The organism is Nostoc sp., assembly GCF_036919675.1.
In the GTDB taxonomy this organism is placed as follows: Bacteria; Cyanobacteriota; Cyanobacteriia; order Cyanobacteriales; family Nostocaceae; genus Nostoc.
Map to the genome: position 1 here is coordinate 1 of NZ_JBALCP010000112.1, position 16,474 is coordinate 16,474.

9 protein-coding genes and 4 pseudogenes are annotated in these 16,474 nt (G+C 38.4%); 6 read left to right on the forward strand and 7 right to left on the reverse strand.

The annotated features are described in order from the left end of the window. Positions 1 to 84 precede the first annotated feature (84 nt). Entirely contained in the window at positions 85 to 546 is a 462-nt protein-coding gene (locus V7K49_RS25000; protein ID WP_335208029.1) for a helix-turn-helix domain-containing protein, read from the reverse strand. Between the two features lie 130 nt (positions 547 to 676). Between V7K49_RS25000 and V7K49_RS25005 the strand changes: the two are divergent. Then, a pseudogene (locus tag V7K49_RS25005) lies at positions 677 to 883 on the forward strand (IS701 family transposase); the annotation flags it as partial. Positions 884 to 1,684: 801 nt separating this feature from the next. After that, on the forward strand, positions 1,685 to 3,076 hold the full coding sequence (nifE, locus tag V7K49_RS25010) for a nitrogenase iron-molybdenum cofactor biosynthesis protein NifE (protein ID WP_335208030.1): 1,392 nt from the start codon (positions 1,685 to 1,687) through the stop codon (positions 3,074 to 3,076). A gap of 91 nt (positions 3,077 to 3,167) precedes the next feature. On the opposite strand, the gene V7K49_RS25015 is transcribed toward nifE, so the two are convergent. The 3 genes from V7K49_RS25015 to V7K49_RS25025 form a co-directional block, all read right to left on the reverse strand. Then, positions 3,168 to 4,388: an acyl-CoA dehydrogenase family protein gene (locus V7K49_RS25015; RefSeq protein ID WP_335208032.1), complete on the reverse strand. Its 1,221-nt coding sequence runs from the start codon at positions 4,386 to 4,388 to the stop codon at positions 3,168 to 3,170. An 851-nt stretch (positions 4,389 to 5,239) separates the two neighbouring features. After that, complete coding sequence (locus V7K49_RS25020) at positions 5,240 to 6,223, reverse strand: iron-siderophore ABC transporter substrate-binding protein (RefSeq protein ID WP_335208033.1); 984 nt, start codon at positions 6,221 to 6,223, stop codon at positions 5,240 to 5,242. 205 nt (positions 6,224 to 6,428) lie between these two features. Next, complete coding sequence (locus V7K49_RS25025) at positions 6,429 to 7,220, reverse strand: ABC transporter ATP-binding protein (protein ID WP_335208035.1); 792 nt, start codon at positions 7,218 to 7,220, stop codon at positions 6,429 to 6,431. An 892-nt stretch (positions 7,221 to 8,112) separates the two neighbouring features. On the opposite strand from V7K49_RS25025, the pseudogene V7K49_RS25030 reads away from it, so the two are divergent. Next, positions 8,113 to 9,434, forward strand: a pseudogene (locus tag V7K49_RS25030) (IS4 family transposase); the annotation flags it as partial. Between the two features lie 36 nt (positions 9,435 to 9,470). On the opposite strand, the gene V7K49_RS25035 reads toward V7K49_RS25030, so the two are convergent. Beyond that, on the reverse strand, positions 9,471 to 9,791 hold the full coding sequence (locus tag V7K49_RS25035) for a hypothetical protein (RefSeq protein ID WP_335208037.1): 321 nt from the start codon (positions 9,789 to 9,791) through the stop codon (positions 9,471 to 9,473). Between the two features lie 73 nt (positions 9,792 to 9,864). Between V7K49_RS25035 and V7K49_RS25040 the strand changes: the two genes are divergently transcribed. After that, positions 9,865 to 10,854: an adenosine kinase gene (locus V7K49_RS25040; RefSeq protein ID WP_335208038.1), complete on the forward strand. Its 990-nt coding sequence runs from the start codon at positions 9,865 to 9,867 to the stop codon at positions 10,852 to 10,854. Between the two features lie 360 nt (positions 10,855 to 11,214). On the opposite strand, the pseudogene V7K49_RS34780 reads toward V7K49_RS25040, so the two are convergent. Continuing rightward, a pseudogene (locus tag V7K49_RS34780) lies at positions 11,215 to 11,337 on the reverse strand (IS630 family transposase); the annotation flags it as partial. Positions 11,338 to 11,475: 138 nt separating this feature from the next. Between V7K49_RS34780 and V7K49_RS25050 the strand changes: the two are divergent. Together V7K49_RS25050 and V7K49_RS25055 are read left to right on the forward strand one after the other, a co-directional pair. Further along, positions 11,476 to 12,715, forward strand: a pseudogene (locus tag V7K49_RS25050) (ISAs1 family transposase). Positions 12,716 to 13,095: 380 nt separating this feature from the next. Then, a complete protein-coding gene (locus V7K49_RS25055; protein ID WP_335208040.1) occupies positions 13,096 to 15,882 on the forward strand; it encodes a CHASE2 domain-containing protein in 2,787 nt (928 codons plus the stop codon). Positions 15,883 to 16,140: 258 nt separating this feature from the next. Here the strand turns inward: V7K49_RS25055 and V7K49_RS25060 are convergent, their stop codons facing one another. Then, positions 16,141 to 16,392: a hypothetical protein gene (locus V7K49_RS25060; protein WP_335208042.1), complete on the reverse strand. Its 252-nt coding sequence runs from the start codon at positions 16,390 to 16,392 to the stop codon at positions 16,141 to 16,143. Positions 16,393 to 16,474: the final 82 nt, after the last annotated feature.

The window sequence follows — 16,474 nt, forward strand, 5'->3', positions numbered from 1 at the left end:
GTAAATCATCTGAGAGAATTTAGATTTGTTAAATTGTTTAGGAAAGACTTCAGAAAAGAAGACTCTAGAGACTATATTCTATATCTACCTTCGTCGGAAGATATCAAGTCTGCTAAGTTTATTTCCCCAATAGTTGTCCAATACTCGGCTCTGAATTTTTGCACTCGTTCTGTATATTTTTCGCTGGCGTGCAATGTTTTTTTTTCGCGTCAAATTCAGCTTTTGGGTGATTCTGCCCATTGTGGAGCGACTTATTTTTAAGAGAGTCTGCAATTCTAATTGCTCGCACAATTCCACCAAAGTAGCATCATTATCTGACTCTACTAATAACTCTACCAATGCCAGTTGCTCATTATTGAGCTTCGATTTTTGACCTCCACCGTGAGGCTTTGCCTTAACTGTTCCACTGTTACGGTGTCGTCTGAGTAAACTTTGAACAAAACTCAAGCTGACACTAAATCTTTTTGCCAGTTGTCGTTGAGAGCCTTCTTGATTATTATATGCATTGAACACTTTCTGGCGCAGATCACAGGAGTAAGGTTTCATTCCACAACTACTTAGACATTAATATACTGCATCACCCCATACTGTATTGTACTCAACTAGGAAGCGCTATATTTTATAACCGGCGAGTTGCTTTCCGACGCAAGGCGACAAGAACGCACTACGCACTCGCCTCACCAATGTTTCTTCAGCGATTCTCACACCACAATGGATAGTTGACACTTATGGCTCAAGAAATTGGGTAGAAGTTTTTTATAGAGAAGCCTAGGGGTGGTTAGGGCTAAAAGAATATCAAGTCCCAGAGAGAAGAAGTCTATTTAGACATTTTATTTTAGTTTTTTGTGCCTATACTTTTATTCTTTGGCATCAGTTGATAGGTTGAATAAGCGATACTCTGGCGAAGTCACTTCTCTACGAAAGGCTGCACCCTAAGCGTAGCTAGTACGCAGATTTTGCGTAAAAAGTTTTACTAATAATGTTTTAAAATGTACTAAAAAAACAGAAGCTTGAAGAAGATGCTGTAATTTACTCGTATGTAAACTTTACAGTCATTAGCTAGAGAGTCTAAAAATCCTATAACTGTGCTTTTTATGTTGTCTTGAGTTGAGCAATTATCGACGATTTCTTCAAAACAAACATCCATAATCAACTCATATATAGTTAGAATAGTCTGTCTATTTTTATTACCAAATATATTGTTTATTTCAGAATAATCTCTATTTCTAATTTAGACAAAACTGTCTATTTATAACTGACCCTATACCTGATATTTCAATGTTACTTCACGTTTTTGTTATCAATTTTACTATTATTAGTTACGCTTATTGTTAGGATTTTAAAATCAAGAAACTCAAAAAACTTTATTCTAAGAATACAAAGGATCGAAGAATATTTCTTGTGTCACTTGACAAATTAAATGACCATTCGCCAAATTAGTGTCAATCTAGAGCCAAAAAACGGTTTCCATTCATCTTTGTGTTCGTGCTGTTAGTAGCAAAAACTGTACTTATTGAAATAGGCGCTACTCGGATTAAAGACTTCGGATATTGCTTGCTTATTTAGAGCAGATTTTAGGCTAATAACTAATAAATAGAGGTAACAAATAATTTTGTAAGCGGCACAGCGCCTTCTACTCCTAAATTTTAACTCTTTTGTATTAATCTTCAGTACGAGGAAAGGCATGAAAAATACTCAAGTAACAATCAACGAACCACTCAACGAAACAGCTTGCAAACATAACCCAACAAAATTGGGTGACAAGAAAAAACTAACTTGCACAAAAGCACCACAACCAGGTGCAAATCAAGGAAATTGCCCTTTAGATGGAGCGATGGTTTCTGTGGGAGCTATTACTGATGTTGTTCATTTAGTACATGGTGCTGTTGCTTGTACTCATAATCCTTGGGCGACTCATGGTAGCCTCTCATCAGGCTCTCAATTATACCAAACTGCTTTTACTACTGACTTTGGTGAGAATAATGTCATTTTTGGTGGTGAAAAGAAACTGTACAATGCTATTCTCGATGTTGCTCAACGCTATAATCCTGCGGCTATTTTTGTCTACGCTACTTGTATTACCGCTTTGATTGGTGATGATATCGATAGTGTGTGTAAACTGGCCGCACAAAAAATTGATATTCCGGTTATCTATGTAAATTCGCCTGGATTTCTTGGTAGTAAAAATTTAGGTAATCGCATTGGCAATGAGACTTTATTGAAATATGTAATCGGAACGGCACAACCAGAATTTACCACTCCTTTCGATATCAATATTATTGGTGAGTATAACGTTGCTGGTGATTTATGGAATGTTTTACCACTATTTAAAAGATTGGGTATACGCGTTCTCTCCAAAATTACAGGTGATGCTCGCTATAAAGAAGTTTGCTATGCTCACAGTGCTAAGTTGAATGTGGTCATTTGCTCAAATGTAGTGCTGCCAATGGCGCAAACAATGAAAGAACTTTATAAAATTCCTTATATTGAAGAATCTTTCTTCGGTGTGGAAAACTTAAACCATTGCTTGCGAAATATTGCCGCAACATTAGGGGATAAATATCTTCAAGAACGTACAGAATGGTTGATCAAAGAAGAAACCGCAGCCTTAAATATTGCCCTAGCTCCTTACCGGGCCCAGTTGAAAGGCAAGCGGATTATTCTTTGTACTGGTGGTGTAAAAATTTGGTCGATTATTTTAGCCGCAAAAGATTTGGGAATGGAAGTGATTGCTACCACTAATGCAAAGACTACAGAAGAGGAGAAAGCCAAAATTAAACAATATCTTGGTCAAGATGGCATTATTTTGCCCGAAGCAACCCCGGAAGTAGTACTACAAATTCTAAAGGATACAAAAGCTGATATATTGATTACTGGGACTGGCAATAAATATACAGCACTCAAAGCACAAATTGCTTTTTTAGATGTTAACCATGAACGCCATCATGCCTACGCTGGTTATATGGGGCTGGTGGAACTAGCACGAGAATTGTATAAAGCTTTGTATAGTCCTGTGTGGGAGCAAGTCAGCAAACCTGCTCCTTGGGATCAAAAAATTAACCATAATGTCGCTTGACAAATTATTTGTTAAGCTACAGAATTGCACGAGCAAGCTTTTGTACTACAAGTTGCCTCAATCTCTCTAATATAATTTTTATTGCAAATTTTTACTCCGTAAGGTCTTCTTGGCGAGTTGGGTGAGTATTGAAATAGGCCCTATCAAAGGATTGTCCCAGAATCTCCTGACCAATTGAGGACAAAACGCGATCACAATTATCGTGTAGTACGTAAAAGGATAAATCTCGCAATATTCGCTCCACAGGACTCGGTTTTATCAATGAGCGAGCTCCACAAGCGTGTATGCAGTCGTTCACCGTTTCCAAAGCTAGTTGTTCAGTTATGTAACGAGCGCGATTGCCTGCTTGTTTTGCCCCTAATATCTGACCTGTTTCCCAAAGAGTGGCTACTTGCCGCAGCCAAATATGCATAGTATCTATATTAATTGCTGCCTTAGCAATTCGATGTTGTACGTAGGGGTCATGTCCTTTTTGCTGTTTGTTGATGTATGCTAAAGCATAATCATAAGCTCCTTCAGCAGCTCCGAGAAAAGCAGCGCCATACAGAGGCGTAAACCGCGTTTGCCATTCCTGTTGGATGTACTGACCTGGATAGCCAATCAAGTTTTCTTTAGGGATGAAAGTACTTTCAAAGCGAACTAAGTAACTGACTGTACCTCTCATCCCAATTGGCTGCCACCAACTATTATCAAAGCTAATGCTGGGGTCGGATAAGTTGCAGGCTAGTAACAACACTGATGTCGGTGAGCCATTGCTATGACGCGCTCCCCCAGGCCCTGCTGTGTTGACCAAGAGAATTGCCCACTGTGCTTCTGGGGCACTGGTGGCGAATACCTTTGTGCCATCAATGATATATCCCTCATCTACCATTTGAACACTTGTGCCAAGGCTGGCTTCTTGACCTGGAATCTGAGACTGAGGTTCTCCACTCCAGGCCGCCCATTTCTCGCCACGCTGGACAATACCCTCAAACCAGCGCTTTTTTTGAGACTCATTAGCCATAGCCGCTAGTAAAACTTGGGCATTTGCGTGTCCTTCCCAGCAACGGGCTAGAGATAAATCCACTTTTGCCAGTTCCTTAGTCATCATCCACAGGGTAAAGATATCGTTATCATGTCCTAACCCTAAACCACCGTATTCAGTTGGCACAACAGGTGCATTCAGACCTGCTTGAAAAAGGTCTTCAAAATCTTCTCTTGGGAAGCTAGCATTGTAGTCATAACCAGCGGCGCGAGAGGCGAACTTATCGCGTGCAAGTTGGCTAATGCGCTCAATCAGATTTTGCTTGTTGAGAGTTAGATTGAATATCATTTAATAGAGTTTCATCGACTTGTTTTAGTTGCTAATCTTACGTTTTGCACCAGTTAAGTAAATCGGTGTTAAAAAATAAACCTATGTAACGAAGTATAAAGTCGGCAAAGAGCTTATAAATGAATCGTTATAGGGTTTTTACAAAACTCAACATACCTTGGTTTTATCGTGCCGACTTACTTAGCCCTCTTCTGTCACTTTCCGGGAAGGCGATCGCTAGAAGCCTCATGAGGCAATCAATACAAGCTATACTATTAGAAAAAAATGGGTCTTGTATTTGTTATTAGGAAAAAATCTGGCGATGCCTGCGGCGGGCTACGCCTACGCTTCCTGTATAAAAGCTCTGGAATTCAGAAATGACAAATGTTTTCGGAGAGTGACAGAAGAGGGTTAGTTTGTGGCAATTTGTGTAAGTAGGTTATTTGAATGCAGTATGAATAATAATTATATTGGCAAATAGACCTGTCCTAAAATTAGATTCACATAAAAATAGTATATAAAATTTCATCTTTATAAATACTGATGTTTACCCTATCAAGCTTGTGTGGACTATACTGCATAATAAATACTGTGAAAATACAAAATCGGAAAATCCTATTTTTTGTCTCAAAACTATCATCAACTATGCCAAAGCCTTATTTTCACGTTGATTCAAGACATATAGGTAGCCTTGAAAACCCTTGTACAGACTGGGTTATAAATTTACGGACAAGTCTAATAAAAACAGCATGAGTAATATACATGAATAAAAACATATTACATACTGTTTGCCTTTTGTCGTGGGTGCTTGAGACTGATAAGTCGAAAATTAAGCGCCAATAAAAATGATGTTAGACTTTTGCACGCTTTATTCATTTACTGTTAGTTTCTTTCAGTGGGTGCAAGATATAAGTAAATAAATCATCAATAACTCGATTAGCTGATAAATAGCTACCAGTGAGCCAATAAAAATCATCAACTACATAGACTTTACCCTGCCTGACAACATTAAGCTTTGACCACAGAGGTTCTGCCATAAGTTTATTGACAGCAGTCTTTGACTGTGCAGGGTTTTTGAAGCCGTAGCGCACTAGAAATAGAATATCACCATCTATCTGGGTGAGGACTTCTGGAGAGATGTTGTAACCAACAGGCTTGCCTGCTTTCTTTTGAGTTGCTTTAACATCCAAATTTTGCGAAGGAGGACGGATTAGACCAGTATCCTCTATGATCACTCCAGAGAATGCACCCTTGGTTAACGGGTTAATCGTCTCTGGGATGAGGCGGACGACAGAAACTAAAATTTTTTTGAGTCGGGAATCCATCTTTTGTTTGAATTCGGCTAAACGTGCATTGTAATCGTCTATTAAACGTTTTGCTGTCTCAGTTTTCCCTAGAGCTTTTGCTGCTGGCATAAACGGTTGTTTCCAGTCTCCATTGCTTTGCACCTTCAGCAGAACGGTGGGTGCAATGTGAGACCATAAATTGTAAGTATCCCGGTTCCGAATTGTGCCCAAGATCAAGTCCGGCTTGAGAGTTATAACCTTCTCCATGTTCGACGGCGTCAGAAACGCACCAATGTCTTGAATGCCGGGGTGCTTATCCTCTAACCTTAGCCCCTGAAGAGTTGAAGCCAGACCTAGGGCACCCACCAGATTGACTCCCAGAGCTAGAGGTATTTCCACTAGCCACGGATCTATGACGACAACTCGCTGAGGATGAACGGGAACTACAGTCTGACCCATTGCGTGTTTGACTACGTGGACGGGCACAGGTGACGTTTGACTTGAGGGAACAACAGCTATATCGCGGGTTGGTAATTGACGACTAAAGGAACCGCAAGCAGAAATTATCAAGAGCGTAAGCAGCACAACAAAGCAGAACTTAGGCATATACAGTCAAGAAGATACAGGTGGTGTTAGAGCGATCGCATATTGGCTGTGTAAGAGATTACGTTGCAAAAACTTACAAAGGACAAAAGGTCTGTAGAAAAATGTCTGTTTTTTCAACTCCTGCACCCATCGATATATTGTGTATGCTCTACCTCAAGACCCTGTGTCATCATTTCTTTTTTAGAGGTAAACACAAAGGTGTCCCTGTTACTGGGTCTGGTACAATTCGACAAGCTAATCCAAACACCTCCTGCACCATTTCTTGTGTCATGACATTTGCTGGAGTTCCATGAGCCATAACAGCACCATCGCGTAAAGCTACTAGCTGATGAGCATAACGACACGCCTGATTCAGGTCATGCAACACTATGACAATTGTCCGCCCCTCAAGTTGATTCAAATCCCACAATAACTCTAGAACCTCCACTTGATGAGCTAAATCTAAAAAAGTTGTCGGTTCATCCAATAGGAGAATCTGCGTATCTTGCGCTAAAGTCATGGCTATCCAAGCACGTTGTTTCTGTCCACCCGAAAGGGTATCTACAGCTCTATGGGCTAATTCGTTGAGGTCTGTAGTTGTTAGTGCTTTGCGGACTTGACGTTCATCTTCAGTTGTCCAAGATTGCAGCCAACTTTTTTGATATGGATAACGACCTTGTGCTACCAAATCTCGCACAGTTAAGCCTTCTGGTGCAACTGGCCCTTGAGGAAGAATACCGAGTTGCTGTGCAACTTTGGTCGTTGACTGTCGAAAAATATCAGCACCATTGAGATATACAGTACCAATATGGGGTTTGAGTAATCTGGCTAAACCTCGCAGTAAAGTAGATTTACCACAACCATTGGGGCCAACTAGAGCAGTAATTTGTCCTGTGGGAATTAATAGGTTAAGACCGGATATGATGGGTTTGCCATCGTAAGCCAGACTCAGATGTTGGGTTTCAAGGACTGTGTTGTCCATAAGACTTTCTGATTGCAGAAATAATGGGTCTGAAAGTGCGTAGCTGCAAAGCGGCTTCTGCTGGCAGATAACTTTCGAGTTTAACTGTGGAGTTATCAAATACCAAGACTTTCCCTCAAGTTAGCGATCGCTCTTCAGGATAGATATGTAGATCGTATTCTGATGATATTACCAACAATATTGGCTATTTAGTCTTGCATTTGGTAAAGATACTTTGACAAAAGACTTGGGTAAACCCGCGATCACCTATACTCTATGCTAACAAAGGCTTGACTCTCGGCGGCATCAGCTTGCCAGAACACGCCGATCAGTCGTTACCGGGTGTGGTTGAAAGATGCAGCTAGATTGCGTCTGGAATGTATTTGTGAACCAATACGGGGCAGTTAATGGGCGACGCCTGCGGCAATACTATCTCTTTGAGTAGCTGGCTATTAGCTTTACTTATGTTATCAGATTCACTAATTCATTCAAAACTGGTACTTAAAATCATCAATTTTAAACAAAATTACACTTAGACAGGTAGCAGAATGTTACTATTTTGAAGATGTCTATTAGACCTTTTGCAAAAGTCCTAAATGCGTGGGACAAGTAGGTTAGAGTTAGGTAGCATCCATCCGTGAGAGGTTAAAATAAAGTCACTTTTGTCAATCAGTTAAAATACTCAAAAATAGTTTTAATAATAATGATAATCGTGTAGAGGAATAGGGGGAGAAGGCGATCGTCGCTCGCCTTCTCCCCTTCGATTTGATTATCATTATCTTTAAGGTCTTTGATAACTTAAATAAAGCATGAAAAAGTATTGTAACGAGAGAATAACTTTGTAAAAAATGGACTTCATTCTTAGGTAAATTCAAGTTCGCAAACGAGGTAATGAAAAGTTTGGTTTACCATCATGCCCAAGCGATCAAAACAAAACTCTGACCACGCACACAAACATAATACTCCTACTATAGATAATGAGGCGATTTCTCAGCACTTAGAAGCCTTATTAACGCCAGCAGTTTTTGCCCAACAAAAATATTATAAGCAGTTACGATTACGAGATAGAATTCTGAATTTATCTTTAATGGTGGCAGCAGTTTTAACACTATTATGGCGACAAGTTGCTGGCGTTCAAGAGTTAAATCGTCTGTTAGCACGAGAAGGTTTTTTATGGTGTCGAGTTACCAAAGTTGCCCAACAATCCCTATCAGAAAGGTTTTTTAGTATTCCCAGCAGAATTATTTGAGAGGGTGTTTAAAGATTTATTGCCTCAATTACAATTTAATTGGCAGTAACGCACTCAACGACCACTACCAGATAGTGTTAAGTTTGCACTTGGTAGCTTTGAACAAATTTGGATAGCTGATGGGTCAACCCTAGAAGCATTATTTCGTAAGCTAAAAAGCCTGGAAGACCTGAAATCAGGTCAACTAGCAGGTAAAATTTGTACAGTTATTGATTTAGTTACTCGTTTACCTATTGAAGTTTGGTTTCATACTAATCCCGCAGCTTCGGACACCAATTTTGTTCGCGCAGCGTCTCCCTTTAGGAGAAGCGGCGTTACTAAATTTAGTGACTGCCAAGACTTTAATTTTACTCGACAGAGGTTTCTATCATTTTCAGTTTTTACAACAACTGATTAATCAAGAAGTCCATTTTATTACTCGTTTAAAAGCCAAAGCATCTATTAAATATCTAAAGATTTTTAGCTACGACCATTCTATTAAAGACCGATTAATTCAACTTGGTACTGGTCGAGGTGGCACACCAGTACTTACTTTACCTTTAATCGAGATTAAAATTAGTAAAACCACCTATTCTTATATTACTTCTATTCTCGACCCACAAATCTTACCCCCATACGTCGTCGCTGATTTATATCGCCGAAGATGGAGAGTTGAAGAAGCTTTCTATACGGTTAAGCGATTGCTGGGCTTATCTTATTTGTGGACTGGTTCTATTAATGGTATCAAGTTACAAGTGTGGGCTACTTGGCTATTTTATGCTGTGTTAGTGGACTTGGGAGATGCTGTAGCTGACGAATTATCTCTACCGTTTGACCGCATTTCTTTGGAGATGATTTTCCGGGGTTTGTACCATTTCAGCGTTGCCTATGACAAAGGCATAGCCCTTGACCCCATTAAGTACTTTGCAGCTAAAGAAAATCAAGATTTAGGAGTAGTCAAAGCTCTGCGAAAGCCAGTCTCCAAGCTGGATTTGTCAGCTTTTCCCGCACCCTCTTGACAAATGTGCAATTACCTTAACCTCTCACGGATAGGGGCACTGAATCTGTCCAGCGATGCCATCCATCGTGTATCCCTCTTCTGTCACTCTCCGAAAACTTTTGCCATTTCTGAATTCTAGAGCTTTTGTATAGGAAGCGTAGGCGTAGCCCGCCGCAGGCATCGCCAGATTTTTTCCTAATAACAAATACAATAACCAAGTTTTTGTAATTAGGATAGCTCGTATTGCTTGACTGATAAAGCTTCTAGAGATTGCCCTCCCGGAAAGTGACAGAAGAGGGATATCAAACTGCTGTAGCCCAAAGACCATGAAAAAATGCGGGTCAACGAAATTATGACTAAGCAACTCTTATCTGCTCCCTATCTGTTATTATCAATACTGTTCAAGTCAGACAGAATATTATTCTCGGAGATCAACAATGGGCAAGAAATATGATGTTTATGGTGTCGGTAATGCCTTAGTAGATATAGAATACGAAGTATCTCTAGAGTTACTACAAGAGTTAAAGATTGATAAAGGTGTAATGACACTCCTAGATGAAGACAGTCAAAATCATATTTTGGAAAATCTCAAAAATCTTCATTGTCATAAGAGTTGTGGAGGTTCAGCAGCAAACACAATAGTGGCAATTAGTCAACTAGGAGGAAAAGCTTTTTATTCCTGTAAAGTGGCTAATGACGAATTTGGAGACTTTTACATCGAGGATTTACTCAACTCTCAGGTAGATACCAACTTAAAAAATGGCGACCGCCAATCAGGAATTACAGGTAAATGTTTGGTGTTAGTAACTCCCGATGCAGATCGCACCATGAATACATTTTTGGGAATTACTGGAGAATTTTCTATACAAGAATTAGTATCATCAGCGATCGCTGATTCAGAATATGTATATATCGAAGGATATTTAGTGACTTCTCCCACAGGAAAAGAAGCAGCTATAAAGGCTAGAGAAATAGCTGAAAAAGCGGGAGTAAAAACTACTATGTCTCTATCTGATTACAACATGGTGAAATTTTTTAAATATGGTTTATTAGACATCATTGGACCTGGTTTAGACTTGATTTTTGCTAATGAAAGTGAAGTATTAGAACTGGCAGATACACAAGATTTTCAAGTAGCTGTAGACAGACTAAAAACTCTGAGTAAGAAATTTGCCATTACTCGCGGTGCCAAGGGTTCAGTAGTATTTGATGGTCAGAAACTAATCGAAATCGCTGCACCTCAAGTAAAAGCTGTAGATACGGTGGGAGCAGGAGATATGTATGCAGGAGCTTTCCTCTATGGAATTACCCAAGGTATGAGCTATGAAGAAGCCGGAAAATTAGCATCGACCGCAGCTTCTAAGATTGTTACATCCTATGGGTCAAGATTAAAAACTGAGGAATTAAAGGCATTAGTTACTGCTTAGAGGGTGTTTGAAAAATTTTGAAGGGTCAAATTTTATGCCAGCAGTATAAGTCTTTGTAACTCTTTCATTTAATTAAATCTCAAATTTAAGAGTTAAAAAAACGGTAGAGCAATTAAGAATCTACCATTTTTTATGTATGTTGAATGCGGTACTCAAAAGTCAAGTGATATTTTTCCTTGCTTTCTTGTCTTGGTGAATTTTGGGTATTTATTTCTCCACAGGTGTTAGTTTTAAAGGATACAATGGCTCCGAGCCATTTAATTGCCAAATTTTAAATAAGCTGTTCCACATTTAACTTGCAATAACAGTGTTACCCTTGTTTTTGATTTTCTGCGGCCATTTAATAATTAATTCTTCTTAATTCAAGAGTCTGTCTAGTAAATTTCTCAGTTTTTCTACTGATTTAAATAATTTGTGAGCTATATATTCTTAAGTAGAATGCCAGACTAATTATACTAAATTCATATCTGGGCTATAGCCAGGGTAAGCGCATCTAATTTTGTAACTAAAAGTACAGATTATTTTTATCAAGTATGGATGGGGTATATACAATTTGAGCATGAAATGTGTTGAGTAGTACACTAATGAGCAAAGCATCTATCGCACATTCGGGGGCAGCTTATGTCATCAGGATTCAAATCTCCTCGGATACAAACTAATAGCTCAAAGTCTTTAAGTATAGCCAATGTGACTGCGCTCACTTCCCAAATACAATCATTTTTTAGCGAAATAGAAGACCCCCGTGTACCAAGAACTCGTGCCCATTTGTTAGTAGATATTTTAATAATAGGAATATTGTCGGTGATAGCAGGAGGTAGGGGATGGGAGGATATGGAAAACTATGGATTAAGCAAATATGATTGGTTAAAGGAATTTTTGGCTAACCCTGATGGTATTCCTTGTCCTGACACCTTCCGAGGAGTATTTGAACGTATTGACCCAAAGGTATTTGAGCGTTGTTTTCAGAAGTGGGTACAGTCGATAGTTGAAACAATTGGAGCGCAAGTAATTCCTCTCGATGGCAAAACTTTTAGAGGTTCCTACGATAGAGAACAGGGAAAATCAAATTTACATTTGGTTAGCGCATGGGTAAGTAAGTATCGCCTTGTTTTGGGGCAAGTCAAAGTCGCTGATAAGTCCAACGAAATTACGGCAATTCCCGTGCTATTAGAACTGCAAGTCCCTAGCTGGCTGCATTATTACAATTGATGCAATGGGTACGCAGCAAGCAATTGCTACTAAAATATACAATGCCAAGGCTGATTATGTTTTAGCGCTCAAAGCCAACCATCCTACACTTCATGGGCAGGTCAAGACTTGGTTCGAGCAAGCGATCGCTCTCGATTTTGAGGGTATAACTTTTAGCTATGATGAACGGGTAGAAAAGGGACATCATCGTACCGAAAAAAGACAAGTTTGGAGTGTCCCAGTTTCTCAACTACCACCGTTGCATCAACAATCTGATTGGTTGGGTCTTCAAACTGTCGTGATGGTGGTGCGGGATCGACACCTGTAGAACCAAACCACTCGTGAGGTTCAATTTTATTTGACAAGTTTGGAAAGTGATGCGCTTATTTTAGGGAAGGCTATCCGCCTCCATTGGGGCATCGAGAATGGTCTACATTGGACTCTCGATGTCACTTTCAATGAAGATGCTTGTCGTATTCGTACCGGACATGCACCACGAAACCTTGGCTTACTCCGACGCATTGCTCTTAATGCTTTGAACCGAGAACAATCTTTAAAACGTAGTAATCGCCAAAAATCGAATCGAGCCGCAATGGATAATAATTATATGCTTACTATTCTTGCTGCTTGTTTCTCCCAATATGATGATATTTCTAAATCCGCTTGTCAATAGGGTTTGAGATGCGCTTACCCTGCCACTTCTTGTTCCCGCCGCGATCGCAATTCATCCAATGTGTGAATACTAGACTGCCCAACAATGGGAGCATTGACTGTTAATGTGGGTATATCAGAGGGAGAAATAACATAAATTTGTGGATTAGTCAGATTCCGAATTAGAACGCTAATATTAACATGAGAAATATATGCGATATCATCAGGTTAAAATGAACACATATAAATAAATGTTTTTACCTAATTATCACCAGTAAATATCTCAAAGCCTTATTTTTTCGTACAGACTAGCTAATTTAGGATGATTGCATTTACGGACTATAACCTAGCCACATAAAGGCTTTGATCGTTTTCGGAGATATCTAAGTCACTACTAAACCTATGACCAATTATAAATACCAAGTCGGTGGCAGTTTGACAGTTAATGCACCTAGTTATGTGCAAAGACAAGCAGATACCCTGCTTTATGAGGCTCTCAAGCAGGGAGAGTATTGCTATATACTGAACTCTCGACAAATGGGTAAATCCTCTCTACTTGCAAGTACAAAACATTGCCTGCAACAAGAAGGATTTAAATGCAGTAGCATTGATATGTCGATTATTGGTACTTCACATATCACCCCACTCCAGTGGTATAAGAGTGTAGTTGGTGATTTATGGTTAGGTTTTAATTTATTTAATAAAATCAACTTAAAAAGTTGGTGGCGTGAACAAGAAGATATATCTTTACTGGAAAGATTAAGGTGGTTTATTGAGGAATTATTACAGCTTCATTTTTCTGACAAACGATTATTTATCTTTATTGATGAAATTGATAGTATTCTGAGTTTAGATTTCTCAGTTGATGATTTCTTTGCACTGATTCGGTTTTGCTATAATCAACGAGCAATCAATCCTGAATATAAACGTATTACCTTTGCTATTTTCGGAGTGGCAACTCCATTAGATTTAATTCAAGATAAAAGACGTACACCATTTAATATTGGAAAATCAATAGAACTTCAGGGTTTTAAGTTACAAGAAACTCTCGCTTTAACAAAAGGATTGGAAGGAAAAGTAGTAAATCCAAAACTTATTTTAAAAGAGATATTAGTTTGGACTGGTGGACAACCATTTCTTACTCAAAAGCTATGTCAAATTGTGGCAAATGAACAATCTAAAGATAGAAATAACCTACTAATAAATAATTCTCAATTATTTATTAGTGATTTAGTTAGGTCACATATTATAAATAATTGGGAGTTTCAAGATGAACCGGAACACTTAAGAACTATAAGCTTGCATCTTCTAGATAACGAGCAAACAGCAGGAAGATTGTTAGGAGTCTATCAGCAAATTTTAATGGGTGAAGAAGTCACAATTGATGATATTAGAGAAAAAAATGAGTTAATTTTATCGGGATTGGTTATCCTATCTCAAGGAAAAACTCAAATAAAAAATAAAATCTATCAAGCTATATTTAATTTAGATTGGGTTGCTAAAAAGCTAGAAAATTTACGTCCATATTCTCAAAACCTCAAAAATTGGGTTAATAGTAATCAGCAAGATAGCACTCAATTATTAAGAGATATGAGATTAAAAGAAGCAGTAGCCTGGTCAGAAAATAAAAAGCTTTCTAATATAGATTATCGGTTTCTTGCTACTAGTCAGCAGTTGGATAAACAAGAAATTGAAATAAATTTAAACGCCGAAAAAATTGAATTAGAAAAAGCACAGCTTACTCTAACAGCTGCGAAGCAAGCGAATCGGATTTTGAACCAAGCCCGAAAAGCTGCTAAATTAAATGCTGTATTACACTTTGGTAAACCATGTATTGTCAGCTTTGCAATTGGTATTAGTAGTTTTATTATCCTTCTACGCTTCATTGGTTTATTGCAGGGAATGGAATGCAATATATTTGATAGCTTTTTGCAACAACGACCCCAAGCAGGAATTGATTCTCGTGTTGTTGTAATTACAATTGATGAACCAGATTTACAAAAAATAGGACAATACCCAATACCTGATAATATTTTGGTTAAAGCGCTCAACAAATTGAAAACTTATCAACCTAAATTAATTGGGTTAGATTTATATCGAGATTTGCCAGTAGAACCGGGGTATCAAGAATTAGTAGAATTGTTCAAAGTTACTCCCAATCTTATTGGTATTGATAAAGTACTAGGCACTAAGGTTGCACCACCAAGAGTATTAGCCCAATTAAGCCAGGTGGGTTTTAGTGACCAAGTATTGGATGGAGATGGTAAGGTACGTCGTGCCTTATTGACAGTGCGATCGCCCTTAACGTTGGCGCAGCCAGACACTCGCGGACTCGCCACTGCTACGCTATCGCCAAAAAATCAATTACGCCAGAGTTTGGGTTTACAATTAGCATTACAATACTTAAAAACTGTTGGCATCACTCCCCATCCTCATCCTCAAAATCGCCATCATATCCAGCTTGGCAAAGCCTTACTAATACCCTTGCAACCTTTTGATGGAGGCTATGTCCGAGCTGATACTGGAGGTTATCAAATTTTACTTAACTATCAAGGTACAGAGCAACATTTTCAAAGCTTCTCCATCACAGATTTGTTACAAGAACGGATACCAAAAGAAAAAATCCAAAATCGCATCGTCCTTATTGGTGCAATAGCTGAAAGTATTAATGATTTGTTTCAAACACCTTATAACAATCGATTATTTGGGTCATCTAAACAAATGGCAGGAGTATTTATTCATGCTAATACTATCAGCCAAATATTAACCGCAGCCCTGCAAGGAAGAGGAATGCTCCGGACTTGGCCTGAGATATGGGAAAGCTTATGGATATTGCTTTGGTCTGGGATAGGAGCATTAATTGGTTGGCGATTAAAATTACTTAGAAATTTAGTGCTTGTAGTCACTAGCACCGGGCTAGGATTAATCGTGTTTAGTTATTTAGCATTTTTACAAGGTTGGTGGATTCCAATTTTTCCCCCATTATTGGGATTAATACTTGCTGCGATCATCTTACCTATGTTTGCAACTAAGCAGCTTGAGAAAATCCAACTCCAGCAAACTCTTAAGTTACTACTTGCACTTGCAAAAGAGCAACCTGCCGCTGGAAAAATTGCAATTGAATATTTCAAACAAGCAGAAGGCAAAGAAAATCAGCAGTTGATTGACAAGATAATTCGTAATTCGTAATTAAAAGGGTATAGTTAGTAAACTGAAACCTTTTGCGATCGCTCTGTGATGAATACCAGTTTCAGTGGAGTTTTGCTAAAAAATAGTGCTTTTAAATACTAATATCAAACATGTCACTTTGAGTAATAACATAAGTAAAGCTAATATATCAGCCAAGAGGCAAGAGCGAATCTCACACTAAAATATGGTTATAGGGCTATTTCAGAGAATTTGGTAACGGAGTTTTTAGAGATGCCAGTAGCATTTGCTATCTAACTTCTACAAGGTAGTAAACAATTGTTCCATAGCTGTATTTTTTATATTGTAGGCGTTTGCATTAGGCACAAGAGACTCTTGGTAACGACAAATAAAACACATCTCATTCTTAAGTGTTGCTACACCTATAAAAAGTGGTAGAGATTTTGACCCCGTAGCCATAAAATAAAGTTCCTGTAGCTGTATTTTTCCAAACTGCTGTTTAATATTTAAATTCCCCAAATTAGTAATTACAATATCTAAGAACTCTTGCATAAATATTTTGTGGTATGATCAAGGATTATTTTAATTTCAGTTTTTGGCAATTAAATAAAATAGTAAGAGTTGATAAAGTTTT